The sequence below is a fragment of the Ralstonia pickettii genome (genome assembly GCF_000607165.1).
In the GTDB taxonomy this organism is placed as follows: Bacteria; Pseudomonadota; Gammaproteobacteria; order Burkholderiales; family Burkholderiaceae; genus Ralstonia; species Ralstonia holmesii.
Genome location: NZ_JFZG01000006.1, coordinates 68,319 through 87,425, shown reverse-complemented (window position 1 = coordinate 87,425; position 19,107 = coordinate 68,319). Strand labels below are relative to the sequence as shown.

Annotated in this window: 19 protein-coding genes; 16 read left to right on the top strand and 3 right to left on the bottom strand. The window is 62.8% G+C overall.

Features of this window, described 5'->3' with window-relative positions:
• Positions 1-62: 62 nt before the first annotated feature.
• From BG83_RS0106590 to BG83_RS0106575, 4 genes are all read left to right on the top strand, one after another.
• Positions 63-875 carry an ABC transporter ATP-binding protein gene (locus BG83_RS0106590; protein ID WP_024975979.1) on the top strand — a complete coding sequence of 271 codons (813 nt, stop codon included), beginning with the start codon at positions 63-65 and terminating at the stop codon, positions 873-875.
• Between the two features lie 23 nt (positions 876-898).
• Complete coding sequence (locus BG83_RS0106585; RefSeq protein ID WP_024975978.1) at positions 899-1,690, top strand: ABC transporter permease; 792 nt, start codon at positions 899-901, stop codon at positions 1,688-1,690.
• 91 nt (positions 1,691-1,781) lie between these two features.
• Positions 1,782-2,411 carry a TetR/AcrR family transcriptional regulator gene (locus tag BG83_RS0106580; RefSeq protein WP_024975977.1) on the top strand — a complete coding sequence of 210 codons (630 nt, stop codon included), beginning with the start codon at positions 1,782-1,784 and terminating at the stop codon, positions 2,409-2,411.
• Between the two features lie 98 nt (positions 2,412-2,509).
• On the top strand, positions 2,510-3,616 hold the full coding sequence (locus BG83_RS0106575; protein WP_024975976.1) for an alkene reductase: 1,107 nt from the start codon (positions 2,510-2,512) through the stop codon (positions 3,614-3,616).
• Between the two features lie 74 nt (positions 3,617-3,690).
• Here the strand turns inward: BG83_RS0106575 and BG83_RS0106570 are convergent, their stop codons facing one another.
• Positions 3,691-4,665 (bottom strand): NADPH:quinone oxidoreductase family protein, encoded by a 975-nt coding sequence (locus BG83_RS0106570; protein WP_009238416.1) that lies wholly within the window; start codon positions 4,663-4,665, stop codon positions 3,691-3,693.
• A 210-nt stretch (positions 4,666-4,875) separates the two neighbouring features.
• On the opposite strand from BG83_RS0106570, the gene surE reads away from it, so the two are divergent.
• Genes surE through rpoS form a run of 4 tightly spaced genes read left to right on the top strand, consistent with a single transcriptional unit; the run spans position 4,876 to position 8,565 of the window.
• Positions 4,876-5,631 carry a 5'/3'-nucleotidase SurE gene (gene surE / locus BG83_RS0106565; protein WP_024975975.1) on the top strand — a complete coding sequence of 252 codons (756 nt, stop codon included), beginning with the start codon at positions 4,876-4,878 and terminating at the stop codon, positions 5,629-5,631.
• 15 nt (positions 5,632-5,646) lie between these two features.
• Positions 5,647-6,591 carry a protein-L-isoaspartate(D-aspartate) O-methyltransferase gene (locus tag BG83_RS0106560; protein ID WP_024975974.1) on the top strand — a complete coding sequence of 315 codons (945 nt, stop codon included), beginning with the start codon at positions 5,647-5,649 and terminating at the stop codon, positions 6,589-6,591.
• Position 6,592: 1 nt separating this feature from the next.
• Positions 6,593-7,420, top strand: coding sequence for a peptidoglycan DD-metalloendopeptidase family protein (locus tag BG83_RS0106555; protein WP_024975973.1), 828 nt, complete (start codon positions 6,593-6,595; stop codon positions 7,418-7,420).
• An 8-nt stretch (positions 7,421-7,428) separates the two neighbouring features.
• Complete coding sequence (rpoS, locus tag BG83_RS0106550) at positions 7,429-8,565, top strand: RNA polymerase sigma factor RpoS (protein ID WP_024975972.1); 1,137 nt, start codon at positions 7,429-7,431, stop codon at positions 8,563-8,565.
• A 35-nt stretch (positions 8,566-8,600) separates the two neighbouring features.
• On the opposite strand, the gene BG83_RS0106545 is transcribed toward rpoS, so the two are convergent.
• Entirely contained in the window at positions 8,601-9,464 is an 864-nt protein-coding gene (locus tag BG83_RS0106545) for an endonuclease/exonuclease/phosphatase family protein (RefSeq protein ID WP_024975971.1), read from the bottom strand.
• A gap of 160 nt (positions 9,465-9,624) precedes the next feature.
• Between BG83_RS0106545 and rlmD the strand changes: the two genes are divergently transcribed.
• Positions 9,625-10,977, top strand: a complete 1,353-nt coding sequence (rlmD, locus tag BG83_RS0106540) for a 23S rRNA (uracil(1939)-C(5))-methyltransferase RlmD (protein ID WP_024975970.1) — start codon at positions 9,625-9,627, stop codon at positions 10,975-10,977.
• Positions 10,978-11,080: 103 nt separating this feature from the next.
• On the opposite strand, the gene BG83_RS0106535 is transcribed toward rlmD, so the two are convergent.
• Positions 11,081-11,782 (bottom strand): Bax inhibitor-1/YccA family protein, encoded by a 702-nt coding sequence (locus tag BG83_RS0106535; protein ID WP_024975969.1) that lies wholly within the window; start codon positions 11,780-11,782, stop codon positions 11,081-11,083.
• Between the two features lie 369 nt (positions 11,783-12,151).
• On the opposite strand from BG83_RS0106535, the gene ndk reads away from it, so the two are divergent.
• From ndk to BG83_RS0106500, 7 genes are all read left to right on the top strand, one after another.
• Positions 12,152-12,577, top strand: coding sequence for a nucleoside-diphosphate kinase (gene ndk, locus BG83_RS0106530; protein ID WP_004626298.1), 426 nt, complete (start codon positions 12,152-12,154; stop codon positions 12,575-12,577).
• Positions 12,578-12,620: 43 nt separating this feature from the next.
• Positions 12,621-13,772 (top strand): 23S rRNA (adenine(2503)-C(2))-methyltransferase RlmN, encoded by a 1,152-nt coding sequence (gene rlmN, locus BG83_RS0106525; RefSeq protein WP_024975968.1) that lies wholly within the window; start codon positions 12,621-12,623, stop codon positions 13,770-13,772.
• Positions 13,769-14,566 (top strand): type IV pilus biogenesis/stability protein PilW, encoded by a 798-nt coding sequence (gene pilW / locus BG83_RS0106520; protein WP_024975967.1) that lies wholly within the window; start codon positions 13,769-13,771, stop codon positions 14,564-14,566. Before rlmN ends, pilW begins: the two co-directional genes overlap by 4 nt.
• Positions 14,559-15,641 carry a RodZ domain-containing protein gene (locus BG83_RS0106515; protein ID WP_024975966.1) on the top strand — a complete coding sequence of 361 codons (1,083 nt, stop codon included), beginning with the start codon at positions 14,559-14,561 and terminating at the stop codon, positions 15,639-15,641. The genes pilW and BG83_RS0106515 overlap by 8 nt, the downstream gene beginning before the upstream one ends.
• Positions 15,642-15,691: 50 nt before the next feature.
• The gene (gene ispG / locus BG83_RS0106510; RefSeq protein ID WP_024975965.1) at positions 15,692-16,978 is read left to right on the top strand and encodes a flavodoxin-dependent (E)-4-hydroxy-3-methylbut-2-enyl-diphosphate synthase; all 1,287 of its coding nucleotides are present in this window, start codon (positions 15,692-15,694) and stop codon (positions 16,976-16,978) included.
• A gap of 97 nt (positions 16,979-17,075) precedes the next feature.
• Positions 17,076-18,398 (top strand): histidine--tRNA ligase, encoded by a 1,323-nt coding sequence (hisS, locus tag BG83_RS0106505; RefSeq protein WP_024975964.1) that lies wholly within the window; start codon positions 17,076-17,078, stop codon positions 18,396-18,398.
• 64 nt (positions 18,399-18,462) lie between these two features.
• Positions 18,463-19,098: a YfgM family protein gene (locus tag BG83_RS0106500; RefSeq protein ID WP_024975963.1), complete on the top strand. Its 636-nt coding sequence runs from the start codon at positions 18,463-18,465 to the stop codon at positions 19,096-19,098.
• The last annotated feature ends 9 nt before the right edge of the window (positions 19,099-19,107 follow it).

The window sequence follows — 19,107 nt, the reverse complement described above, 5'->3', positions numbered from 1 at the left end:
TCGACAGGCTTTCAGCAACGCGCCCGGTTCCGCCCGGGCGCATTGCTTTTGGACCGCAGACCATGCCCCATCCCGCGCTTTCGTTCGATCAGATCACCTGTACGTTCATCTCACCCGACACGCCGGGCCAGCGCTACACCGCCGTGCAAAACACCTCGCTGGAGGTGCAGGCCGGCGAGTTCGTCTCAGTGGTGGGCCCGACCGGCTGCGGCAAATCTACGTTGCTGAATCTGGCTGCGGGCCTGTTGCAGCCGTCTTCCGGGCAGGTGCGGGTGTTCGGCGAGCCGCTGCTCGGCATCAACCGTCGCGCCGGTTACATGTTCCAGGCAGAGGCGCTGATGCCGTGGCGCAGCGCGCTCGACAATGTGACAGCAGGGCTGCAGTTTCGGGGCATGCCCGACAAGGAAGCGCGTGACCTTGCCATGTCGTGGCTCGCGCGCGTGGGTCTGGCAGGGTTTGAAGACCGCTATCCGCATCAGCTTTCCGGCGGCATGCGCAAGCGCGTGAGCCTGGCGCAAACGCTGGTGCTCGATCCCGACATCATCCTCATGGACGAGCCGTTCTCGGCGCTCGACATTCAGACGCGCCAACTGATGGAGAACGAGGTGCTCGATCTTTGGGCCGCCAAGCGCAAGGCGGTGCTGTTCATCACGCACGATCTGGATGAAGCCATTGCCATGAGCGACCGCGTGGTCGTGCTGGCCGCCGGCCCCGGCACGCACCCGATCGGCGAATTCACGATCGACCTGCCGCGCCCGCGCGATGTGGCCGAGATTCGCGACCAGGCCGGCTTTGTCGACCTGCATTCGCGCATCTGGGATGTGCTGCGCGAAGAAGTGCTCAAGGGCTATGCGCAGCACCGCCGCGTGGCTTGACCTGAATCTGATCGATTGCATCCATGGCTAACCGTCCGCTTTCTCTATTCGCGCTGCGCACCTGGCAGCTTGGCCTGCTGGTCGTCACGTTGGGCGTGTGGCACTTCGCCACGCGCTCGCAGGAAGTTGCTTTCTTCTTCGGGGAACCGCTCATCGTTGCCCAGCGCGTCTGGGCCTGGTTCGTCACCGAAGGCGATATCTATCAGCACCTTGGCGTGACGCTGGCCGAGACGGTGCTGGCATTTGCCATCGGCACGGCCACTGGCCTGGGGGCGGGGCTGTGGCTGGCGCTGAGCCCGGCCGCATCGGCGGTGCTTGATCCGTACATCAAGGCTGCCAATTCGATGCCGCGCGTGATCCTGGCGCCGATCTTTGGCGTGTGGTTCGGACTGGGTATCTGGTCGAAGGTGGCGCTGGCGGTGACGCTGGTGTTTTTCATCGTCTTCTTCAACGTCTATCAGGGCGTGAAGGAAGTGAGCCCGGTCGTGCTGGCCAATGCGCGCATGCTGGGCGCATCGCAGCGGCAACTGCTGCGCTTTGTCTACCTGCCGAGCGCGACGAGCTGGGTGTTCTCGTCGCTGCATACGTCGGTGGGTCTGGCCTTCGTGGGGGCGGTGGTGGGGGAGTATCTCGGCTCGGCCCGCGGTGTCGGTTACTTGATCCTCCAGGCCGAAGGCACTTTCGACATCAATACCGTGTTTGCGGGCATCGTCGTGTTGACGGTCTTTGCGCTGGTGCTCGACTGGCTCGTCGGCTTGATGGAAAAACGCCTGATGCGCTGGCAACCGAAGAGCGGCGAGACAGAGAAGCTCTGAGCGAGCGCGCCAACGACGCGAACGTCACATCGACCCTGCTCATAGCAGGGTCATGCAACTAGACGGTCGGTCTACTACAATGCGATCCATCATGAGCAAGCACCCCGAACCCGTCACCGCTGAAGGCGCCGAAGCCCGGCACGACACCCGCGACCGCATTCTGGACGCCGGTGCCGAGTTGATCCTCGGGCGCGGGTTCTCGGCCGTCGGCTTGGCGGAAATCCTCGGCCGCGCTCAGGTACCCAAAGGCTCGTTTTATTACTATTTCGGGTCGAAGGAAGACTTTGGCGTCGCCATGCTGGAGCGCTATTTCCAGGACTACGACGCGGGCGTTGTCAGCCTGTTCAACGACACGCGCATTACCGCCCGCGAGCGGCTGCTGCGCTATTTCATGGCCTGGATCGATCTGCATGAGCGCAGCGCGTGCGAGGTCACCTGCCTAGCGGTCAAGCTGTCGGGGGAGGTGTCGGACCTCTCCGAGCCGATGCGCAAGGTGCTTTCGACCGGCATGACGCGCATGGTCGAGCGTATCGCTACGGCAATCGAGGCAGGCGTCACCGACGGCTCCTTGGCACCTGTAGAGAATGCACACCATCTGGCCGAAGGGCTGTACGCCATGTGGATGGGCGGCGCGCTGTTGGCCAAGTCGCATCGCACTGTCGCCGCGTTCAAGAGCTGTGTGGCGCAAACGGAAATCCTGCTGGCCAAGCCCAAACACTGATTGCAACCCAAACCATTGCCGGCGAGGCATGTTCCTCGCTTTTTCTTTGATTCCGGTTCTAGATGACCGGTCGAATAGTGCCTCTTCCAGGAGCTGATATGACCCAACAACTGCTGTCCCCGGTCCAGACCGGACGTACGACCCTCGCCAATCGTGTCGTGATGGCGCCGCTCACGCGCTCGCGCGCTGGCCAGCCGGGCGACGTGCCGACCGAACTGAACGTGACTTACTACGCGCAGCGTGCAACCGCGGGCCTGATCGTTACGGAGGCGACGCAAATTTCCCGCCAGGGCCAGGGCTACGCCTGGACGCCGGGCATGTACACCGACGCACAGGAAGCTGGCTGGAAGGCGGTGGTGGATGCTGTGCACGCCAAGGGCGGCCGCATCTCGCAACAGCTCTGGCACGTGGGTCGTATTTCCAATACGTTGCTGCAGGAAAACGGCCAGGCACCTGTCGCGCCGTCGGCCCTCGTCGCCAAGGGGGCGCAGAGCTTTGTCGTGCAGCCCGACGGCACGCCCGCCAATGTGCCGACCAGCGAACCGCGCGCTCTCGCCACGGAAGAAATCCCTAGCGTGATCGCACAATATCGTCAAGCCGTGCTGCGTGCACGTCGCGCTGGTTTCGATTTTGTTGAAATCCATGCTGCCAACGGGTACCTGCTGCACCAATTCCTGTCGACCAACAGCAACCAGCGCACCGACCAGTACGGCGGCTCCCTGGAAAATCGCGCCCGACTGATTCTCGAAGTGGTCGATACCGCCATCGCCGAGATTGGTGCAGACCGCGTCGGCATCCGCCTGTCGCCGCACTTCGTCGCGCATGACATTGCCGACGCACAAGCCGAAGAAAGCGCGTTGTACCTCGCCCGCGAGCTGACCAAGCGTGGCATCGCCTATTTGCATATCGCCGAGCCCGATTGGGCCGGCGGTCCCGAGCTGACCAACGATTTCCGCCGCCAACTCCGCGACGCCTTCAAGGGCACGCTCATCGTGTGCGGCCAATACACGGCGGAGGAGGGCGAGCAGATGATTGCCTCCGGTCTGGCTGATGCCGTTGCGTTCGGTCGTCCGTTCATCGCGAACCCCGATCTGGTGGAGCGCTTCCGTGCCGGCGCATCGCTCAACCAGCCGGATCGCGCAACGTTCTACGGCGGCCAGGAAAAGGGCTACACCGACTATCCGACGCTGGAAGAAGCAGCCTGATAATCCGTTGCACCAAAGAGAAAGCCGCGCAGGCGATCAACCTGCGCGGCTTTTTTGTCTCCAGCGTGTGTTTTTTAAGGCTGGATCACCACCTTGCCCGTCACCTTGCGCGCCGCCATGTCCAGCAGCGCTTGTGTCGTCTGCTCCAGCGGATAGCGCGCCGAGATATGCGGACGAATCTTGCCTTCCTGCATCCAGCCGAGCATCTGCATCATGTTCGCCAGATTCGCCTTCGGCTCGCGACGTGCAAACTCGCCCCAGAACACGCCAACCAGCGACGCACCTTTGAGCAACGCCAGGTTCAGCGGCATCTTCGGAATCTCGCCATTGGCAAATCCGACCACGAGGTAGCGGCCACGCCAGGCAATCGAACGGAACGCCGGTTCCGCATAGATTCCGCCGACCGGGTCATAGATCACGTCGGGGCCTTTGCCGTCGGTCAGTTCCTTGATGCGCTCGCGCAGGTCTTCGGTCGAATAGTTGATGAGCGCATCGGCGCCGTGGTCCTTGCAGACCGCCAGCTTCTCGTCGCTCGATGCCGCCGCGATCACGCGTGCGCCAATCGCCTTGCCGATCTCGATGGCCGCCAGCCCGACGCCGCCGGCCGCGCCGAGCACCAGCATTGTCTCGCCGGCCTTCAGTTGCCCGCGATCGACCACCGCGTGGTGCGACGTGCCATACGTGAGCGTGAATGCTGCTGCGGTGTCGAACGCCATGCCCGGCGGCATCGGCATCACCACCTTGGCCGACGCCTTGACCTGTGAAGCAAAGGCGCCCTGGCCGAGGAAGGCGATCACGTGGTCGCCGGCTTTGAGGTGCGACACGCCTTCGCCTACGGCATTAACAACGCCCGCCACTTCCGAGCCGGGCGTAAACGGCAACTCCGGCTTGAACTGGTATTTGTTCTGGATGATCAGCACGTCAGGGAAATTCACCCCCGCAGCCTTCACGTCGATAACCACTTCACCGGCACCGGGCGAGAGGTCCGGCAGCGTTTCGATCACCAGCGATTCGGGCGGGCCCCAGGTCTTGCAGACGACGGCTTTCATCAGTGTCTCCTCAACAGTTTTGCGTTGGATTGTTCGCCATCTCGCATGCATTGCACGCGATCTCGGCTGGCAGTGTAACCGAATAAAAGCACGGTCGTTCGATTTGGCCGGATGCGATGAATCGTTCGGCTTGTCGATGCAATTTTTGTAAGCGTATAGAACGTGTGCGCGAGCACGATTCGCGAACGTTGCTCGGTTACAATCCGCGCCATGCATATTCTCATTGCCAACGACGACGGATACCTCGCGCCCGGGCTCGCGGCGCTGCATCGTGCGCTGAGCCCCCTGGGCCGCGTGACGGTGGTCGCACCGGAGCAGAACCACAGCGGCGCGTCGAACTCGCTCACGCTGCAGCGACCGCTTTCGGTGTTCGAAGCGACCGACGGTGCCCAGAAGGGCTTTCGCTTCGTCAACGGCACGCCGACAGACTGCGTGCACATCGCGCTCACCGGCATGATTGAAGAGAAGCCCGATCTGGTCGTCTCCGGTATCAACCAGGGTCAGAACATGGGCGAAGACGTGCTGTATTCCGGCACCGTCGCCGCTGCCATCGAGGGCTATCTGTTTGGTATTCCGTCGATTGCGTTCTCGCAGGCCGACAAGGGCTGGACGCACCTCGACGCTGCCGAGCGTGTTGCCCGCGAGGTGGTCGAGCGCTATCTGTCCGATCCGCTGGACGGCCCGGTCCTGCTCAACGTCAATATCCCGAATCTGCCGTACGCCGAGCTGGCTGGTTGGCGCGCGACGCGTCTGGGCAAGCGGCACCAATCGCAGCCGGTGATCCGCCAAGCCAATCCGCGCGGCGAGCCGATCTTCTGGGTCGGTGCCGCCGGCGATGCGAAAGACGCCAGCGAGGGCACCGATTTCCATGCCGTCGCGCATGGCTTCGTTTCGCTGACACCGCTGCAGCTCGATCTGACCGATACGGCCCAACTGCGCACCGTGCGCCGCTGGCAGACGCCATGATCGTCACGGTGGCTCATGTCTGAACGCCCGCGAGACCGGCGCTTTCCGTTGACGCTTGACGCAGTGGTCGAGCGCAAGCCCGTGGAGCGCCAGCGTGAAACGCGTATCTCGTCAGGAGTGAGCGCGGTGTCACGCCCCACGCCGGTGCGTGCGGTATCCGTTGAGCGCGCGTCGCCTGCATCCGCTCCTGCACCTGCGCCACAGCGTGTGGCGGGTGTCGACGCTGTTGTCGGCGCTGTCGCCGCGAGCGCTGTACAGGCACGCACGGCGGCAGCGCACGCGGCTGCCGGCGGCATGGCATCGGACCGTGCGCGTCAGGCGTTAGTTGGCCGTGTGCAGGCGGGAGGCGTGAGTGATAAGCGCGTGCTCGCTGCAATCGGCACGGTACCGCGCCATCTGTTTGTCGATGCCGGCCTTGCCTCGCAGGCATATGAAGATTCCGCTTTGCCAATCGGTCATCAGCAAACGATCTCCAAGCCGTCAGTGGTCGGACGGATGATCGAGTTGTTGTTGAGTGGACGGTCCGGCCGCACTGGCATGCCGCTCGCTCGCGTGCTGGAGATTGGCACCGGCTGCGGCTACCAGGCAGCCGTTCTGGCACAGCTGGCCGACGAGGTGTACTCGATCGAGCGCGTCCGCCCGCTGCATGAAAAAGCCAAAGCGAACTTGCGGCCACTCCGCGTGCCAAACATCCGTCTGCACTATGGAGACGGCATGCTGGGGCTGCCGAAGGCCGCGCCGTTCGACGCCATCATCCTGGCTGCGGCGGGTCTGGAGGTGCCGCAGGCGCTGCTCGACCAGCTGACCGTCGGCGGACGGCTGATCGCCCCGGTGGCTACCGATCGCAACAGCGGCCCCGCGCAGCAGCTCGTTCTCATCGAGCGCCGCAGCCGCTTCCAGTTTCACAGTACCGCGCTTGAAGGCGTTTTCTTTGTCCCGTTAAAATCAGGAACTGTTTAGCATGTTCATTTCCCGGAGCTCCATGAACCGTCCAAGCCCCGCACGCGCAGGCCGGCTCGCCGTGGCGATGGTGTCGGCCGCATTACTGGCGGCTTGCGCATCCTCCGGCAACCAAGCCCCTGTTCTCGATCGCACCTCGCGTGCCGGCAGCGCTGGCACCGTGTCGCAAGAGCCGCCGCCCCCCGGCTACTATCGGGTCAAGCGTGGCGATACCTTGTACAGCATCGCCTTGCGTAACGGCCAAGCGCCGCGCGACCTGGTGGCCTGGAACAACATCGCCAACCCGAATCAGATCGAAGTCGATCAGCTGCTACGTGTCGTTCCACCGAATGCGGATGTCAGCAACACCGGGGCCGTGGTCACGCCGGTTCGCCCGGCCAACACGACCACGCCGCCGGCCGATTCCACACCGGTTACGCCGGCGTCCGCAGCGTCGTCCGGCGCTCCTGCCGGGGCAACTGACAGCGCAATCTCGCTGGCCTGGCCGGCACGCGGCTCGCTCATCAACCGTTTCGATGACAAGAGCAACAAGGGTATCGACATTGGTGGCAAACGCGGTGACGCGGTGGTCGCTGCCGATGATGGAAAAGTGATCCACGTTGGACCCTTGCGTGGGTACGGGAATCTTGTCATCATCAAACACAACGACACGTTCCTGACCGCCTACGGCAACAACGATAAGGTTCTGGTCACCGAGCAATCCACGGTCAAGAAAGGGCAGAAGATCGCCGAAATGGGCAGTACCGATGCGGATCGCGTGAAGCTTCATTTTGAAGTGCGCCGCAATGGTAAGCCGGTCGATCCGATGCGCTACTTGCCGCCTCAATAGAGGAATGCATGCCGCGCCAGAAAGCCGCCACGCCCGTCACCCCCGCCGATGACAACATCGACGCTGCTGTAGAGGGCCAGCGCACCCCGAATGGGCGCGCTGGGCGGCGTGCGCGCGGCGAGGCACAGCCCCCCGCTGAAGAGATCGAAGTCGTCGACGCGCTCGTCGACGACCTGCCTGCTTCCGATTCCGCCGAGCTCAACGACACGTCGGACAGTGCAGACGAGCCCGATGAAGAAGAGGAGGAGGCTGAAGAGGCAGAGGAAGCCGCACCCGAGGAAGATTTCCGCAAAGTGCTGCAGGCCGAACTGGCCGCCGACACCGTTCAGCACTATCTGAATCGCATCAGCATCAAGCCGCTTCTGACGCCGGCCGAGGAACTGCATTTCTCGACGCTGGCCAAGGCGGGCGAGTTTGCAGCGCGCCAAGTCATGATCGAGCGCAATCTCCGCTTGGTAGTGAGCATTGCCAAGGGCTATCTGAATCGCGGTGTGCCGCTGCTCGACCTGATCGAAGAGGGCAACCTGGGTCTGATGCACGCGATCGAAAAATTCGATCCGGAACGCGGGTTCCGCTTCTCCACGTATGCAACGTGGTGGATCCGCCAGAGCATTGAGCGCGCGATCATGAATCAGGCGCGCACGGTTCGTTTGCCGGTGCACGTGATTCGCGAGCTCAACCAGGTGCTGCGCGCCAAGCGTCATCTGGAAAAGAGCGGCGTGGATGGCCGCGACGCAAGCCTCGAAGATATCGCTCACCTGCTCGGCAAGACGACGGAGGAGGTGCAGGACGTGCTCTCGCTCAACGAGCACACGACTTCGCTGGATACGCCGTTCGATCTTGATCCCGGCACGAGTCTGCTCGATTTCCTGTCGGACGAGCATGGCGCCTCGCCCGATCAGGAGGTGGCACATCGCGAGCTGTCGCTGTTGATGAAGTCGTGGCTCGCACGCTTGTCTGACAAGCATCGCTATGTGGTTGAGCGCCGCTTTGGCCTTAACTACATCGAGCCCGCCACGCTGGAAGAACTTGCCGCGGAGATGGGTTTGACGCGTGAACGCGTGCGTCAGATCCAACAGGAGGCGCTGGTCAAGCTCAAGCGTCATTTCGCCTCGCAGGGCGTGCGCAAGGACGCGGTGCTGTAAAGCGCTGCTGTCTCTTTGTCTCTCCTTCCTCTTCTTCAGTCGTTTCGAAGCTCCAGCAGTATCGGTTGATGATCCGACGCCTGGGTCGCGCTATTGACTTCCAGGCGCAGCACGCGCGGCTTCAGTGGCTCGCTGATCAGCATGAAATCGCACGCGTAGGCCGGTTCGGTCCAGCCAGCGCGGTCGTGCACACCGAAAGTCGGTGGCTGCGGCGTCGTGCCGTGCGCAATCTCCCACGCATCATGCAAAGCAGGTTCGCGAGTGAATGGCACGGTGGCCAAGCGCTTGGGCATGGAATCTGGCTTGCAGTTGAAATCACCGCAGACGATGGTTGCCGTGGTCTGCGCTAGCGGGCGGAAAGGGCCGACTTCGGGCTCCGTGCCAAGCACGGATGGTTGATTCGTACGCGCGCAACCTTCCGTGTGGATCGCTCGCAGCGCATCGATTTGCGCCGCACGCTGCGGCTCCGAGTAGTACTCCAGATGCGTCGTGACGACGCGCAACGCGCCAAACGGTGCCTGCACGACCGCCTCAATGGCCATGCGCGGCATGTACGGTGTGGCATCGGGCGGACAGGGCAATGCGTGGCGCCGGATGTAATGCACGGGCAGGCGCGTGGCAATGGCGTTGCCGAAGCGCTGCGCATGCGCGCGGTTGTGGCGCTCCAGCGCGAATCCAGTGATGACGGTGTACTCGCTGCCAAGCGCGTCGGCGAGCTCGCTCCATTGGTCGATGCCCGGTCGGCCCGGCAGATCGCTGAAGCCGGAGGTGACTTCCTGCAGGCACAGCACGTCGAATTCGGCCATCTCCCGCGCTTGCTTAAGTTGGCGCGCGAGACTGACGTGCCCGTCGGCGCCACGGCCCCACTGGATATTCCACGTCAGGATGACGGTGCCCATGCTGGTCCTCCGGTGTCTTACAATGCCGCCCTTGTCCTCATTTTGTCCAGGCTCGCTCGTGTCTCAAGCTGCACCCAACGTCACGCTTTCCTCTTCCGCTCCAGCAACGGTCGCGCCGGACACGCCGCCGGCCAAAACCCGTGGGCGCCGTAAGCCCGAAATGTCCGTGGCGGGCCCATTGGACATCGTCTCGCTCGATGGCGAAGCGCGGGGCGTCGGGCGTTTGATGAACGAGGATGGCACGCCGGGGAAGGTTGTCTTCGTGGAAGGCGCATTGCCGGGCGAGCGGGTGATGTACCGCAGTCACCGCGTCAAGTCGTCGTACGAGCAGGCGAGTGTCGTGAACATTCTGCGCCAGTCCGCTTCGCGCGTGACGCCGCGGTGCAAGTTTTTCGGGGTGTGCGGTGGCTGCTCGATGCAGCATCTGGATTCGCGCGCGCAGGTTGCGATCAAGCAGCGTGTGCTGGAAGACGATCTGTGGCATTTGGCCAAGCTGCGCCCGGACGTGGTGTTCCGACCCATTGCCGGCCCGGATTGGGGCTACCGCTATCGCGCGCGATTGACTGTGCGCCATGTTGCGGCCAAAGGTGGCGTGCTGGTGGGTTTTCACGAGCGCAAAAGCAGCTATGTGGCCGACATGACGTCGTGCGAGGTGTTGCCGCCGCACGTGTCCGCGCTGCTGGTGCCGTTGCGCGAGTTGGTGGGGCGCCTGTCGATCGTGCAGCGTATGCCGCAGATCGAGCTGGCAGTCGGCCAGGATTTGACCGCGCTGGTGTTGCGTAACCTGGAGCCAATCACCGCTGAAGATGAGGCGGAACTGCGCGCTTTCGCCGATCATCACAACGTTCAGTTCTGGCTGCAGCCCAAGGGGCCGGATACGGTCTATCCGTTCCATCCGCTCGATCGTACGCTGACGTACACGCTGCCCGAGTTCGGCATCACCATGCCGTTCAAGCCGACGGATTTCACGCAGGTCAATCACCAGATCAACCGGGCGCTGATGTCGCGGGCGCTGAAGCTGCTTGACGCGCAACCGGGCGATCGGCTGCTTGACCTGTTTTGCGGTATCGGCAACTTCACGCTGCCAATGGCTACGCGTGCCCGCGAGGTGATGGGGATCGAAGGCAGCGAGGCGTTGACGACGCGTGCGCTTGCCAACGCCCAGCACAACGGCTTGGACGCGAAGACGACATTCGCTTGCCGCAATCTGTTCGAAGTGACGGCTGACGATATTGCCGCGCTGGGCAAGTTTGATCGTTGGCTGATCGATCCGCCGCGCGAAGGCGCGCTGGCCGTGTCCAAGGCGCTGGCCGAGTTGTCTCAGCGCGGCGGCGAGGCGGCCGATTTGCTGCCGAAGCGCATTGTTTACGTGTCATGTAATCCGGCGACGCTGGCGCGCGACGCGGGTCTGCTTGTGCATGAAGCGGGCTACAGGCTGGCCGGCGCGGGCGTAGTGAACATGTTCCCGCACACATCACATGTGGAATCGATGGCGGTATTCGAGCGAGTCTGACCGTTCGTCACGTAGTCTTGCGTGCAAAAGAAAACCGGCGCACCAAGCGCCGGTTTTTTAGTTACTCCGCGCTATTGCTAGCGCGTTGCGGGCCAAATTTGGCTCAGTTGCGATTCCCGCCGAAGATGCCCAGGATCGCCAGCAGGTTCGTGAAGATGTTGTAGACGTCCAGATAGATCGCCAAGGTGGCGGTCACGTAGTTGGTCTCGCCGCCGTTCACGATACGCTGCACGTCGAACAGGATGTAGGCAGAGAAGATCGCGATGGCCAGCACCGAGATCGTCAGCATCATCGCCGGCAGTTGCAGCCAGATATTGGCCACCGAGCCAACGATCAGCACCAGCACGCCCATGAACAGCCACTTGCCCAGGCCCGAGAAATCTCGCTTGCTGACCGTGGCCACCGTTGCCATCACGCCGAAGATGATCGCTGTTCCGCCGAACGCCGTCATGATGAGCGACGCGCCGTTCGAGAAGCCCAGAATCATGCCGATCAGCCGCGACAGCATCAGCCCCATGAAGAACGTGAAACCGAGCAGCAGCGCTACGCCCAAGCCACTGTTCTTGAAGCGCTCAATGGCGTAGAAGAAGCCAAAGGCCACTGCCATGAAGATGACGAAACCCATCAGCGGGTTACGCCCCATCAGATTGAAGCCGGTAGCGACGCCGATCCAGGCACCGAGGATGGTGGGGATCATGGAAAGCGCGAGCAGCCAATAGGTATTGCGCAGCACGCGGTTGCGGACGGCCAACGCGCCGGCGGTGCCGGAAGCGCCAAAACCGTACGTGTTGAGTTGGTTGTCCATGCGAACTCCTTGGGGTGAATGACATTGCAGACAATGCGACGACACAGCGAATGTGGCATCCAAAGCAGGCTTTTGCAAGCCGCGCCGTCCTTACTTGGAGAGTCAGCATGCCACGCGGTTCCGGTCGCTGGCCGGCAATCGCGGCGGAAAGTGTTCTTTGCAGGTGACTTTCCGTACCCCCAATAAGGGGATCCTAAGGCGGGTACATCGGGCTGGCAGCGTGCTCAGTGCGAAGTGATCGTTGCGCCTCCCGTCTCTCCCGGCATGCGCGGCGTCGGGTTGCACCGCTCGACATCCAATCTGGCTCCCTCCCGTGTTAGAATCTAACGTTTATCTTTCACGTAACACCTTCATTTTTTGGAGTTTTTGATGGCGCTCGAACGCACTTTGTCGATTATCAAACCGGATGCCGTGGCCAAGAATGTCATCGGCCAGATCTACGCCCGCTTCGAAGGTGCAGGCCTGAAGATCGTCGCAGCCAAGATGATCCACCTGTCGCGCGCAGAAGCCGAGCAGTTCTACGCCGTGCACAAGGAGCGCCCGTTCTTCAAGGATCTGGTGGACTTCATGATCTCGGGCCCGGTGATGGTGCAAGCGCTGGAAGGCGAAAACGCAATCGCCAAGAACCGTGACCTGATGGGTGCAACCGATCCGAAGAAGGCTGAGAAGGGCACGATCCGCGCCGACTTCGCTGACAGTATCGACGCCAACGCCGTGCACGGTTCGGACGCTGCTGAAACGGCTGCCGTGGAAGTCGCTTTCTTCTTCCCGGGCTTGAACATTTACAGCCGCTAAGCGTCAACACTAGACTGGAATTGGTGGTTTCGGGTTGCAAGTCATGAACGATGTGGTGAATCTCCTCGATTTCGACGCACAGGGTCTTCTCGCGTACTGCGAGAGTCTGGGTGAGAAATCGTTTCGCGCCAAGCAGTTGCAGCGCTGGATTCACCAGTCGGGCGCGTCCGATTTTGGCGAGATGACCGATCTCGCCAAGTCGCTGCGCGAAAAGCTCGCGACCCGCGCTAACGTCCAGGCACCGGCGGTCATTACCGATCACCTATCGTCGGACGGCACGCGCAAATGGCTGGTCGACGTGGGGCAGGGCAATGCCGTCGAGACGGTCTACATCCCCGAAGAGACGCGTGGCACGTTGTGCGTATCGTCTCAGGCGGGGTGTGCCGTCAACTGCCGGTTCTGTTCGACCGGCAAGCAGGGCTTCTCGCGCAATCTCAGCACTGGCGAGATCATCGGTCAGCTGTGGATGGCCGAGTTCGCCATGCGCAAGCAACTCGGTCGCGGCCCCAAGGACGACCGCGTCATCACCAACGTGGTGATGATGGGCATGGGCGAGCCGCTGCTGAACTACGACGCCGTGGTGCCGGCGCTGGCTTTGATGCTGGACGACAACGCGTATGGCCTTTCGCGCCGGCGCGTAACCGTATCCACCTCCGGCGTGGTTCCGATGATGGACCGTCTTGCGCGCGATGTGCCCGTGGCGCTTGCAGTGTCGCTGCATGCGTCCAACGATGCGTTGCGCGACATGCTCGTGCCGCTCAACAAGAAGTACCCGCTGGCCGAACTGATGGCTGCCTGCCGCCGCTATCTTGAGTTCGCGCCGCGCGATTTCATCACCTTTGAATACTGCATGCTCGATGGCGTCAACGACACCGTCGAGCATGCCCGTGAACTGTTGCGCGTCGTGGCTGACGTGCCGTGCAAGTTCAACCTGATCCCGTTCAACCCGTTCCCGGAATCAGGGTTGAAGCGCTCGAACAATGAGCAGATCCGCCGCTTCTCACAAGTGCTGCTGGATGCTGGCATTGTCACCACCATCCGCAAGACGCGTGGCGACGACATCGATGCGGCCTGCGGCCAGCTCGCTGGCGAGGTCAAAGATCGCACACGCCTGGCCGAGCGCGGCAAGTTCGGCAAGATCGTCGAGATCCCCGTGGTCGGGGCCGACTCAACTCACCGCATGGGTACCGCATGAAGCGTTGGTCGACTGCTGTCAGTCTGGTCTTCACGCTGGCAGCCGCCGGGTGCGCGTTGTCGCCGCCGGTCCAGACACAGACACGAGAAGTTACAACAGTACCCGATCAAAAGGCCGACGCCGGTCGCCGGGCCGCGATCCGATTGCAACTCGCGACGCAATACCTGGAAGCCGGCCAGAATGCGACAGCGCTTGAGGAAATCAAGAACGCCATCGCGATCGATCCGAACGTCCCGAATGCGTATCACATCCGCGCGCTGGCCTATATGAATCTCGGTCAACGCGAACAAGCTGACGAGAGTTTCCGCAGCGCTCTGGCCGCGACACCGCAAGACGGTGACCTGCTGAACAACTACGGCTGGTTCCTGTGCTCGCAAGGCGGCAAGCCAGATCAAGGCATGACGATGCTGCGCCAGGCTATCGAGGCGCCGGCCGCCGCCAGCCCGGCCAAGCCGTGGACGAACCTGGGTGTTTGCCAGATGCGCCAAGGCGATCTGGATGGCGCGGAGAAGAGCCTGACGCGCGCCACCTACATCGACGCAAACAATCTGCTGACCAACCTCACGTTGGCGCAGCTTTATTACAAACGCCGCGAATATGCGCGTGCCATGCCGTTTATCGAACGTGTGAATGGTCGTGGCAATGCGACGGCGGAAAGCCTGTGGCTGGGCGCTCGCATCGCGCGCCGCCTGGGTGACGCTTCGCAGCAGAACGCGTGGAGCGCGCAATTGCAGCGCCGTTTCCCCAATGCGCCCGAAGAGGCGGCATTCGAACGAGGAGCCTGGGATGACTGACCGCGACGTGGCAAGCGCTGCCGACCTCTCTCACGGCACGGCGCCTGCCTCGAATCCGCCTGCCGCCGCGTCGCCTGAGCGCGACGATGCGTTGCGTCAGATTGCCGAACGTCTGCGCGCCGGCCGTGAGCATCAGCGTCTGACGGTCGACGATCTGGCCACGCGCTTGAAAGTGGCGCCGGGCAAGTTGTTGGCGGTGGAATCGGCAGATGTCGGAGCATTGCCCGACATGACGTTTACCAAGGGGCTCATCCGTGCCTATGCGCGCGCTTTGCAGGTCGATGTCGATGATCAGCTTGCGCGTTTGAACGCGCGTGCGCCGGTCACCAACATTGGCTTGCGTCCCGAGGGTGGGCTCGGTGAATCGTTCTCCGACAAACCGAGCTTTGCCAAGCGTCGGAGCGGCAGTGGCCGCTGGCTGATCGGCGTGCTGGTTGCGGTGATTGTGGCGGCCGGCGCGCTGGTCGGTATGGATCGTCTCAAGCAGTGGTTTGCCACGCAAACCGCGGCTACGCAAAACACCGACTCCACCGCGAAGGAAGCACCGGCGGTGGAGCAAGCCGCGCCCGCGCAAGTGGCTCCAGCGGCTGAGCAGGCTCCGGCAGAAACGCCGGCCGCTTCGATGCCGACACCGTTGACGCCCGTTACGCCGGCCGCTCCGGCCTCCGGTGTGGTGACTGCGCCGCTGGCGCCGCCGCCCACGCTGCCGCGTTCGGACAATGGCGCCGCGCCGGCGCCCGCTGTAGCCGTTGCGGGTGCCAAGCCGGCTGTGATCAACGTCGACGCACCGGTCTCCGTTCTGCCGCCGGAAGCCGCCAAGCCGGCTGAATCGGGCGGCGGTACGGTCTCGGTACGCTTCTCCGGTTCGTCTTGGTACGAGATCAAGGACAAGACTGGGAAGACGCTTGCCAGTGGCATTTCCAAGGAAGGTGACGCACGCGATCTGACCGGTACGCCGCCATTCAAGGTCGTCTTCGGCAATGCGGAAGCCGTTGAATCGCTGGCTGTGGGCGGTGCCACCGTCGATCTTCAGAAGTACGCCCGCAATCGCGTGGCACGGGCTACGTTGCCCTGAACCGTTTTGTAAATGGCGCGGCACCTGTGGGCGGCGCGCCTTGTCTGATCATGGAAATCACCACGCCTCTCGATTGCGCTCCAGCCTTGGTGGGCCCGTTGCCGCGCCGGAACTCGCGCGCTGCGGAAATCCGTTGGGGCGATCGCGTCGTGCATGTTGGCGGCGACGCGCCGGTCTGTGTGCAATCGATGACGAATACCGACACGTCGGACGCCATCGGTACCGCAATCCAGGTAAAGGAACTGGCGCGTGCCGGCTCTGAGTTGGTGCGCATCACAGTGGATACGCCGGCCGCCGCCGCGGCGGTGCCGGCCATCCGCGAGCAGCTCGACCGCATGGGTGTGGATGTGCCGCTGGTGGGGGATTTTCACTACAACGGCCACAAGCTGCTGCAGGACTATCCGGAGTGCGCGCAGGCGCTGTCCAAGTACCGCATCAACCCGGGCAATGTCGGGCAGGGTGCCAAGCGCGACACGCAGTTCGCGCAGATGATCGAGATCGCCTGCCGCTACGACAAGCCGGTGCGTATCGGTGTGAATTGGGGCAGCCTCGATCAGGATTTGCTCGCCCGCATCATGGACGAGAACGCGCAACGCGCATCTCCGTGGGATGCCCGTGCCGTGATGGTTGAGGCGTTGATTACCTCGGCGATCCAGTCCGCGCAGAAGGCTGAAGAACTGGGCTTGCCAGGCAGCCAGATCATCCTGTCATGCAAGGTCTCGGCAGTGCAGGATCTGATTGCTGTGTACCGCGAGCTGGCGCGTCGCTGCAATTACGCGCTGCACCTGGGTCTGACCGAGGCCGGCATGGGTAGCAAGGGCATCGTCGCTTCCACGGCGGCGTTGTCGGTGCTGCTGCAGGAAGGCATTGGCGACACGATCCGCATTTCGCTCACGCCGGAGCCGGGTGCGCCACGCGAGAAGGAAGTCATCGTCGCGCAAGAAATTCTGCAGACCATGGGCCTGCGTAATTTCACCCCCATGGTGATCGCGTGCCCGGGTTGCGGGCGCACGACCAGTACGGTGTTCCAGAAGCTGGCGGCGCGCATCCAGTCATACCTGCGTGAGCAGATGCCGATGTGGAAGATGCAGTACCCCGGCGTCGAAGAGATGAACGTGGCCGTGATGGGCTGCATCGTCAACGGTCCCGGGGAGAGCAAGCACGCCAACATCGGCATTTCGCTGCCAGGCACGGGCGAATCTCCGGCGGCGCCGGTGTTCGTGGACGGCGTGAAGGTGAAAACGCTGCGCGGCGAACGCATCACAGAAGAATTCCAGACGATCGTCGATGAGTACGTGCGCACGCATTACGGCGCACAGGCTCCGGCGACGGTCTAAATGGCAGCATCAGGCTTCGGAGCCCGAAGCCGAAGCACGAAACGACCGACCGGCCCGCATTGAGGTAGATGCGAGAGCCGGTTTTCAACGTGACATCATGAGCGATACACAAAAACAACGCGTGCAGAAGATCGCCGGCGTCAAAGGCATGAACGACCTGCTGCCCAGTGACGCCCCCCTGTGGGAGCACTTTGATAACGCGGTGCGCAGCATGCTGCGCGCCTATGGCTACCAGCAGATTCGCACGCCGATCGTCGAGCAGACGCAATTGTTTGTGCGTGGCATCGGCGAGGTGACGGATATCGTCGAGAAGGAGATGTACACCTTCACCGATGCGTTGAACGGCGAGCAACTGACCATGCGCCCCGAAGGTACCGCTGCCGCCGTGCGCGCCGTGATCGAGCACAACCTGCTGTACGACGGTCCGAAGCGCCTGTGGTACACCGGCCCGATGTTCCGCCACGAGCGTCCGCAGCGCGGTCGCTATCGCCAGTTCCATCAGGTTGGCGTGGAAGCGCTTGGCTTTGCGGGCCCGGACATCGACGCAGAAGTCATCCTGATGTGCCAGCGCCTGTGGGACGACCTCGGCCTCGTCGGCCTGAAGCTGGAGCTGAACTCGCTTGGCCAGGCAGAGGAGCGCGCCGCGCACCGTGCTGACCTGATCAAGTACTTGGAAGGTTTCCAGGATATTCTGGATGAGGACGGTAAGCGCCGCCTGTACACCAACCCGCTTCGCGTACTCGACACGAAGAACCCGGCGCTGCAGGAAATGGCCGCCGGCGCGCCGAAGCTGATCGACTACCTGGGCGACGAGTCGCGCGCGCACTTTGAAGGCGTGCAGAAGCTGCTCAAGGCGAACAACATTCCGTTCACCATCAATCCGCGCCTGGTGCGGGGGTTGGATTACTACAACCTCACCGTCTTCGAGTGGACGACGGACAAGCTGGGCGCGCAGGGAACGGTGGCCGGCGGCGGCCGCTATGACCCGCTGATCGAGCAGATCGGCGGGAAGCCTGCCCCCGCATGCGGCTGGGCGATGGGGGTAGAACGCATCATCGAACTGTTGCGTGAGGAAAAGCTTGAGCCCGAAGCGCAAGGCTGTGACGTCTACATCGTCCACCAGGGCGATGAGGCGCAGGTGCAGGCGCTGATCGCGGCAGAGCGACTGCGCGATGCCGGCCTCGACGTCATCCTTCACGCCTCGCCGGAAGGCCGCAACGGTAGCTTCAAGTCGCAGTTCAAGCGCGCTGACGCAAGTGGCGCATCCTATGCGGTTATCATTGGCGACGATGAAGTCACCCAAGGTGTTGCGCAGATCAAGCCGCTGCGTGGCGATCCGACCGCGGATGCCCAGCAGACCGTGCCGTCGGACCAACTGGTCGACCGCCTGATCGATGCCATGGTGGCCAACAACGACTAACCGCGGCAGTGCGTTCGGCAGCGAACCACCGCGACCCACATCCAATATTCAAGCTCTGCAAAGCATGGCCTACGATCTCGAAGAACAGGAACAAATAGAGAGTCTCAAGCACTGGTGGCGTGATAACGGCAACGTGATCACGTGGATCGCCATCGTGGTGCTGCTTGCTGTGGCGGGCTGGTTTGGCTGGAAAAACTGGCAGCGCAAGCAGGCCGGCGAAGCGTCCGTGCTGTACGAACAGGTGCAGAAGGCCGTTGATGGCAAGGACGCTGAGAAGATCAAGCGCGCCGCGACTGACATGGAAGCCAAGTTTGGCGGCACGGCCTACGCGCAGATGAGCGCGCTGGCCGCAGCCAAGGCGCTGTACGAATCCAACGATGCGGCGGGCGCCAAGGCGCAACTGCAATGGACGGTTGATCATGCGCGCGACGATGAATACAAGGCGCTCGCCAAGCTGCGCCTGGCTGGCCTTCTGCTCGACGAGAAAGCCTACGATCAGGGCATCGCGCTAGTCTCCGGCGACGTTGCGCCGGCGTTCGCCGGGCTGTACGCCGATCGTCGCGGTGACCTGTTGGCCGCGCAGAACAAGAACGAAGACGCCCGTGCTGCCTACAAGTTGGCGCTGGAAAAGTTTGGTCCGGCCGACGCTTCCGCGCGCCAGATCGTGCAGTTCAAGCTGGATGCCCTGGGCGGCGCCTGATTGGGGCAC

Coding starts and splice junctions, on each gene's coding strand:
- BG83_RS0106590 (WP_024975979.1), top strand. CDS start 63: ATGCCCCATCCCGCGCTTTCGTTCGATCAGATCACCTGTACGTTCATC.
- BG83_RS0106585 (WP_024975978.1), top strand. CDS start 899: ATGGCTAACCGTCCGCTTTCTCTATTCGCGCTGCGCACCTGGCAGCTT.
- BG83_RS0106580 (WP_024975977.1), top strand. CDS start 1,782: ATGAGCAAGCACCCCGAACCCGTCACCGCTGAAGGCGCCGAAGCCCGG.
- BG83_RS0106575 (WP_024975976.1), top strand. CDS start 2,510: ATGACCCAACAACTGCTGTCCCCGGTCCAGACCGGACGTACGACCCTC.
- BG83_RS0106570 (WP_009238416.1), bottom strand. CDS start 4,665: ATGAAAGCCGTCGTCTGCAAGACCTGGGGCCCGCCCGAATCGCTGGTG.
- surE (WP_024975975.1), top strand. CDS start 4,876: ATGCATATTCTCATTGCCAACGACGACGGATACCTCGCGCCCGGGCTC.
- BG83_RS0106560 (WP_024975974.1), top strand. CDS start 5,647: ATGTCTGAACGCCCGCGAGACCGGCGCTTTCCGTTGACGCTTGACGCA.
- BG83_RS0106555 (WP_024975973.1), top strand. CDS start 6,593: ATGTTCATTTCCCGGAGCTCCATGAACCGTCCAAGCCCCGCACGCGCA.
- rpoS (WP_024975972.1), top strand. CDS start 7,429: ATGCCGCGCCAGAAAGCCGCCACGCCCGTCACCCCCGCCGATGACAAC.
- BG83_RS0106545 (WP_024975971.1), bottom strand. CDS start 9,464: ATGGGCACCGTCATCCTGACGTGGAATATCCAGTGGGGCCGTGGCGCC.
- rlmD (WP_024975970.1), top strand. CDS start 9,625: ATGTCCGTGGCGGGCCCATTGGACATCGTCTCGCTCGATGGCGAAGCG.
- BG83_RS0106535 (WP_024975969.1), bottom strand. CDS start 11,782: ATGGACAACCAACTCAACACGTACGGTTTTGGCGCTTCCGGCACCGCC.
- ndk (WP_004626298.1), top strand. CDS start 12,152: ATGGCGCTCGAACGCACTTTGTCGATTATCAAACCGGATGCCGTGGCC.
- rlmN (WP_024975968.1), top strand. CDS start 12,621: ATGAACGATGTGGTGAATCTCCTCGATTTCGACGCACAGGGTCTTCTC.
- pilW (WP_024975967.1), top strand. CDS start 13,769: ATGAAGCGTTGGTCGACTGCTGTCAGTCTGGTCTTCACGCTGGCAGCC.
- BG83_RS0106515 (WP_024975966.1), top strand. CDS start 14,559: ATGACTGACCGCGACGTGGCAAGCGCTGCCGACCTCTCTCACGGCACG.
- ispG (WP_024975965.1), top strand. CDS start 15,692: ATGGAAATCACCACGCCTCTCGATTGCGCTCCAGCCTTGGTGGGCCCG.
- hisS (WP_024975964.1), top strand. CDS start 17,076: ATGAGCGATACACAAAAACAACGCGTGCAGAAGATCGCCGGCGTCAAA.
- BG83_RS0106500 (WP_024975963.1), top strand. CDS start 18,463: ATGGCCTACGATCTCGAAGAACAGGAACAAATAGAGAGTCTCAAGCAC.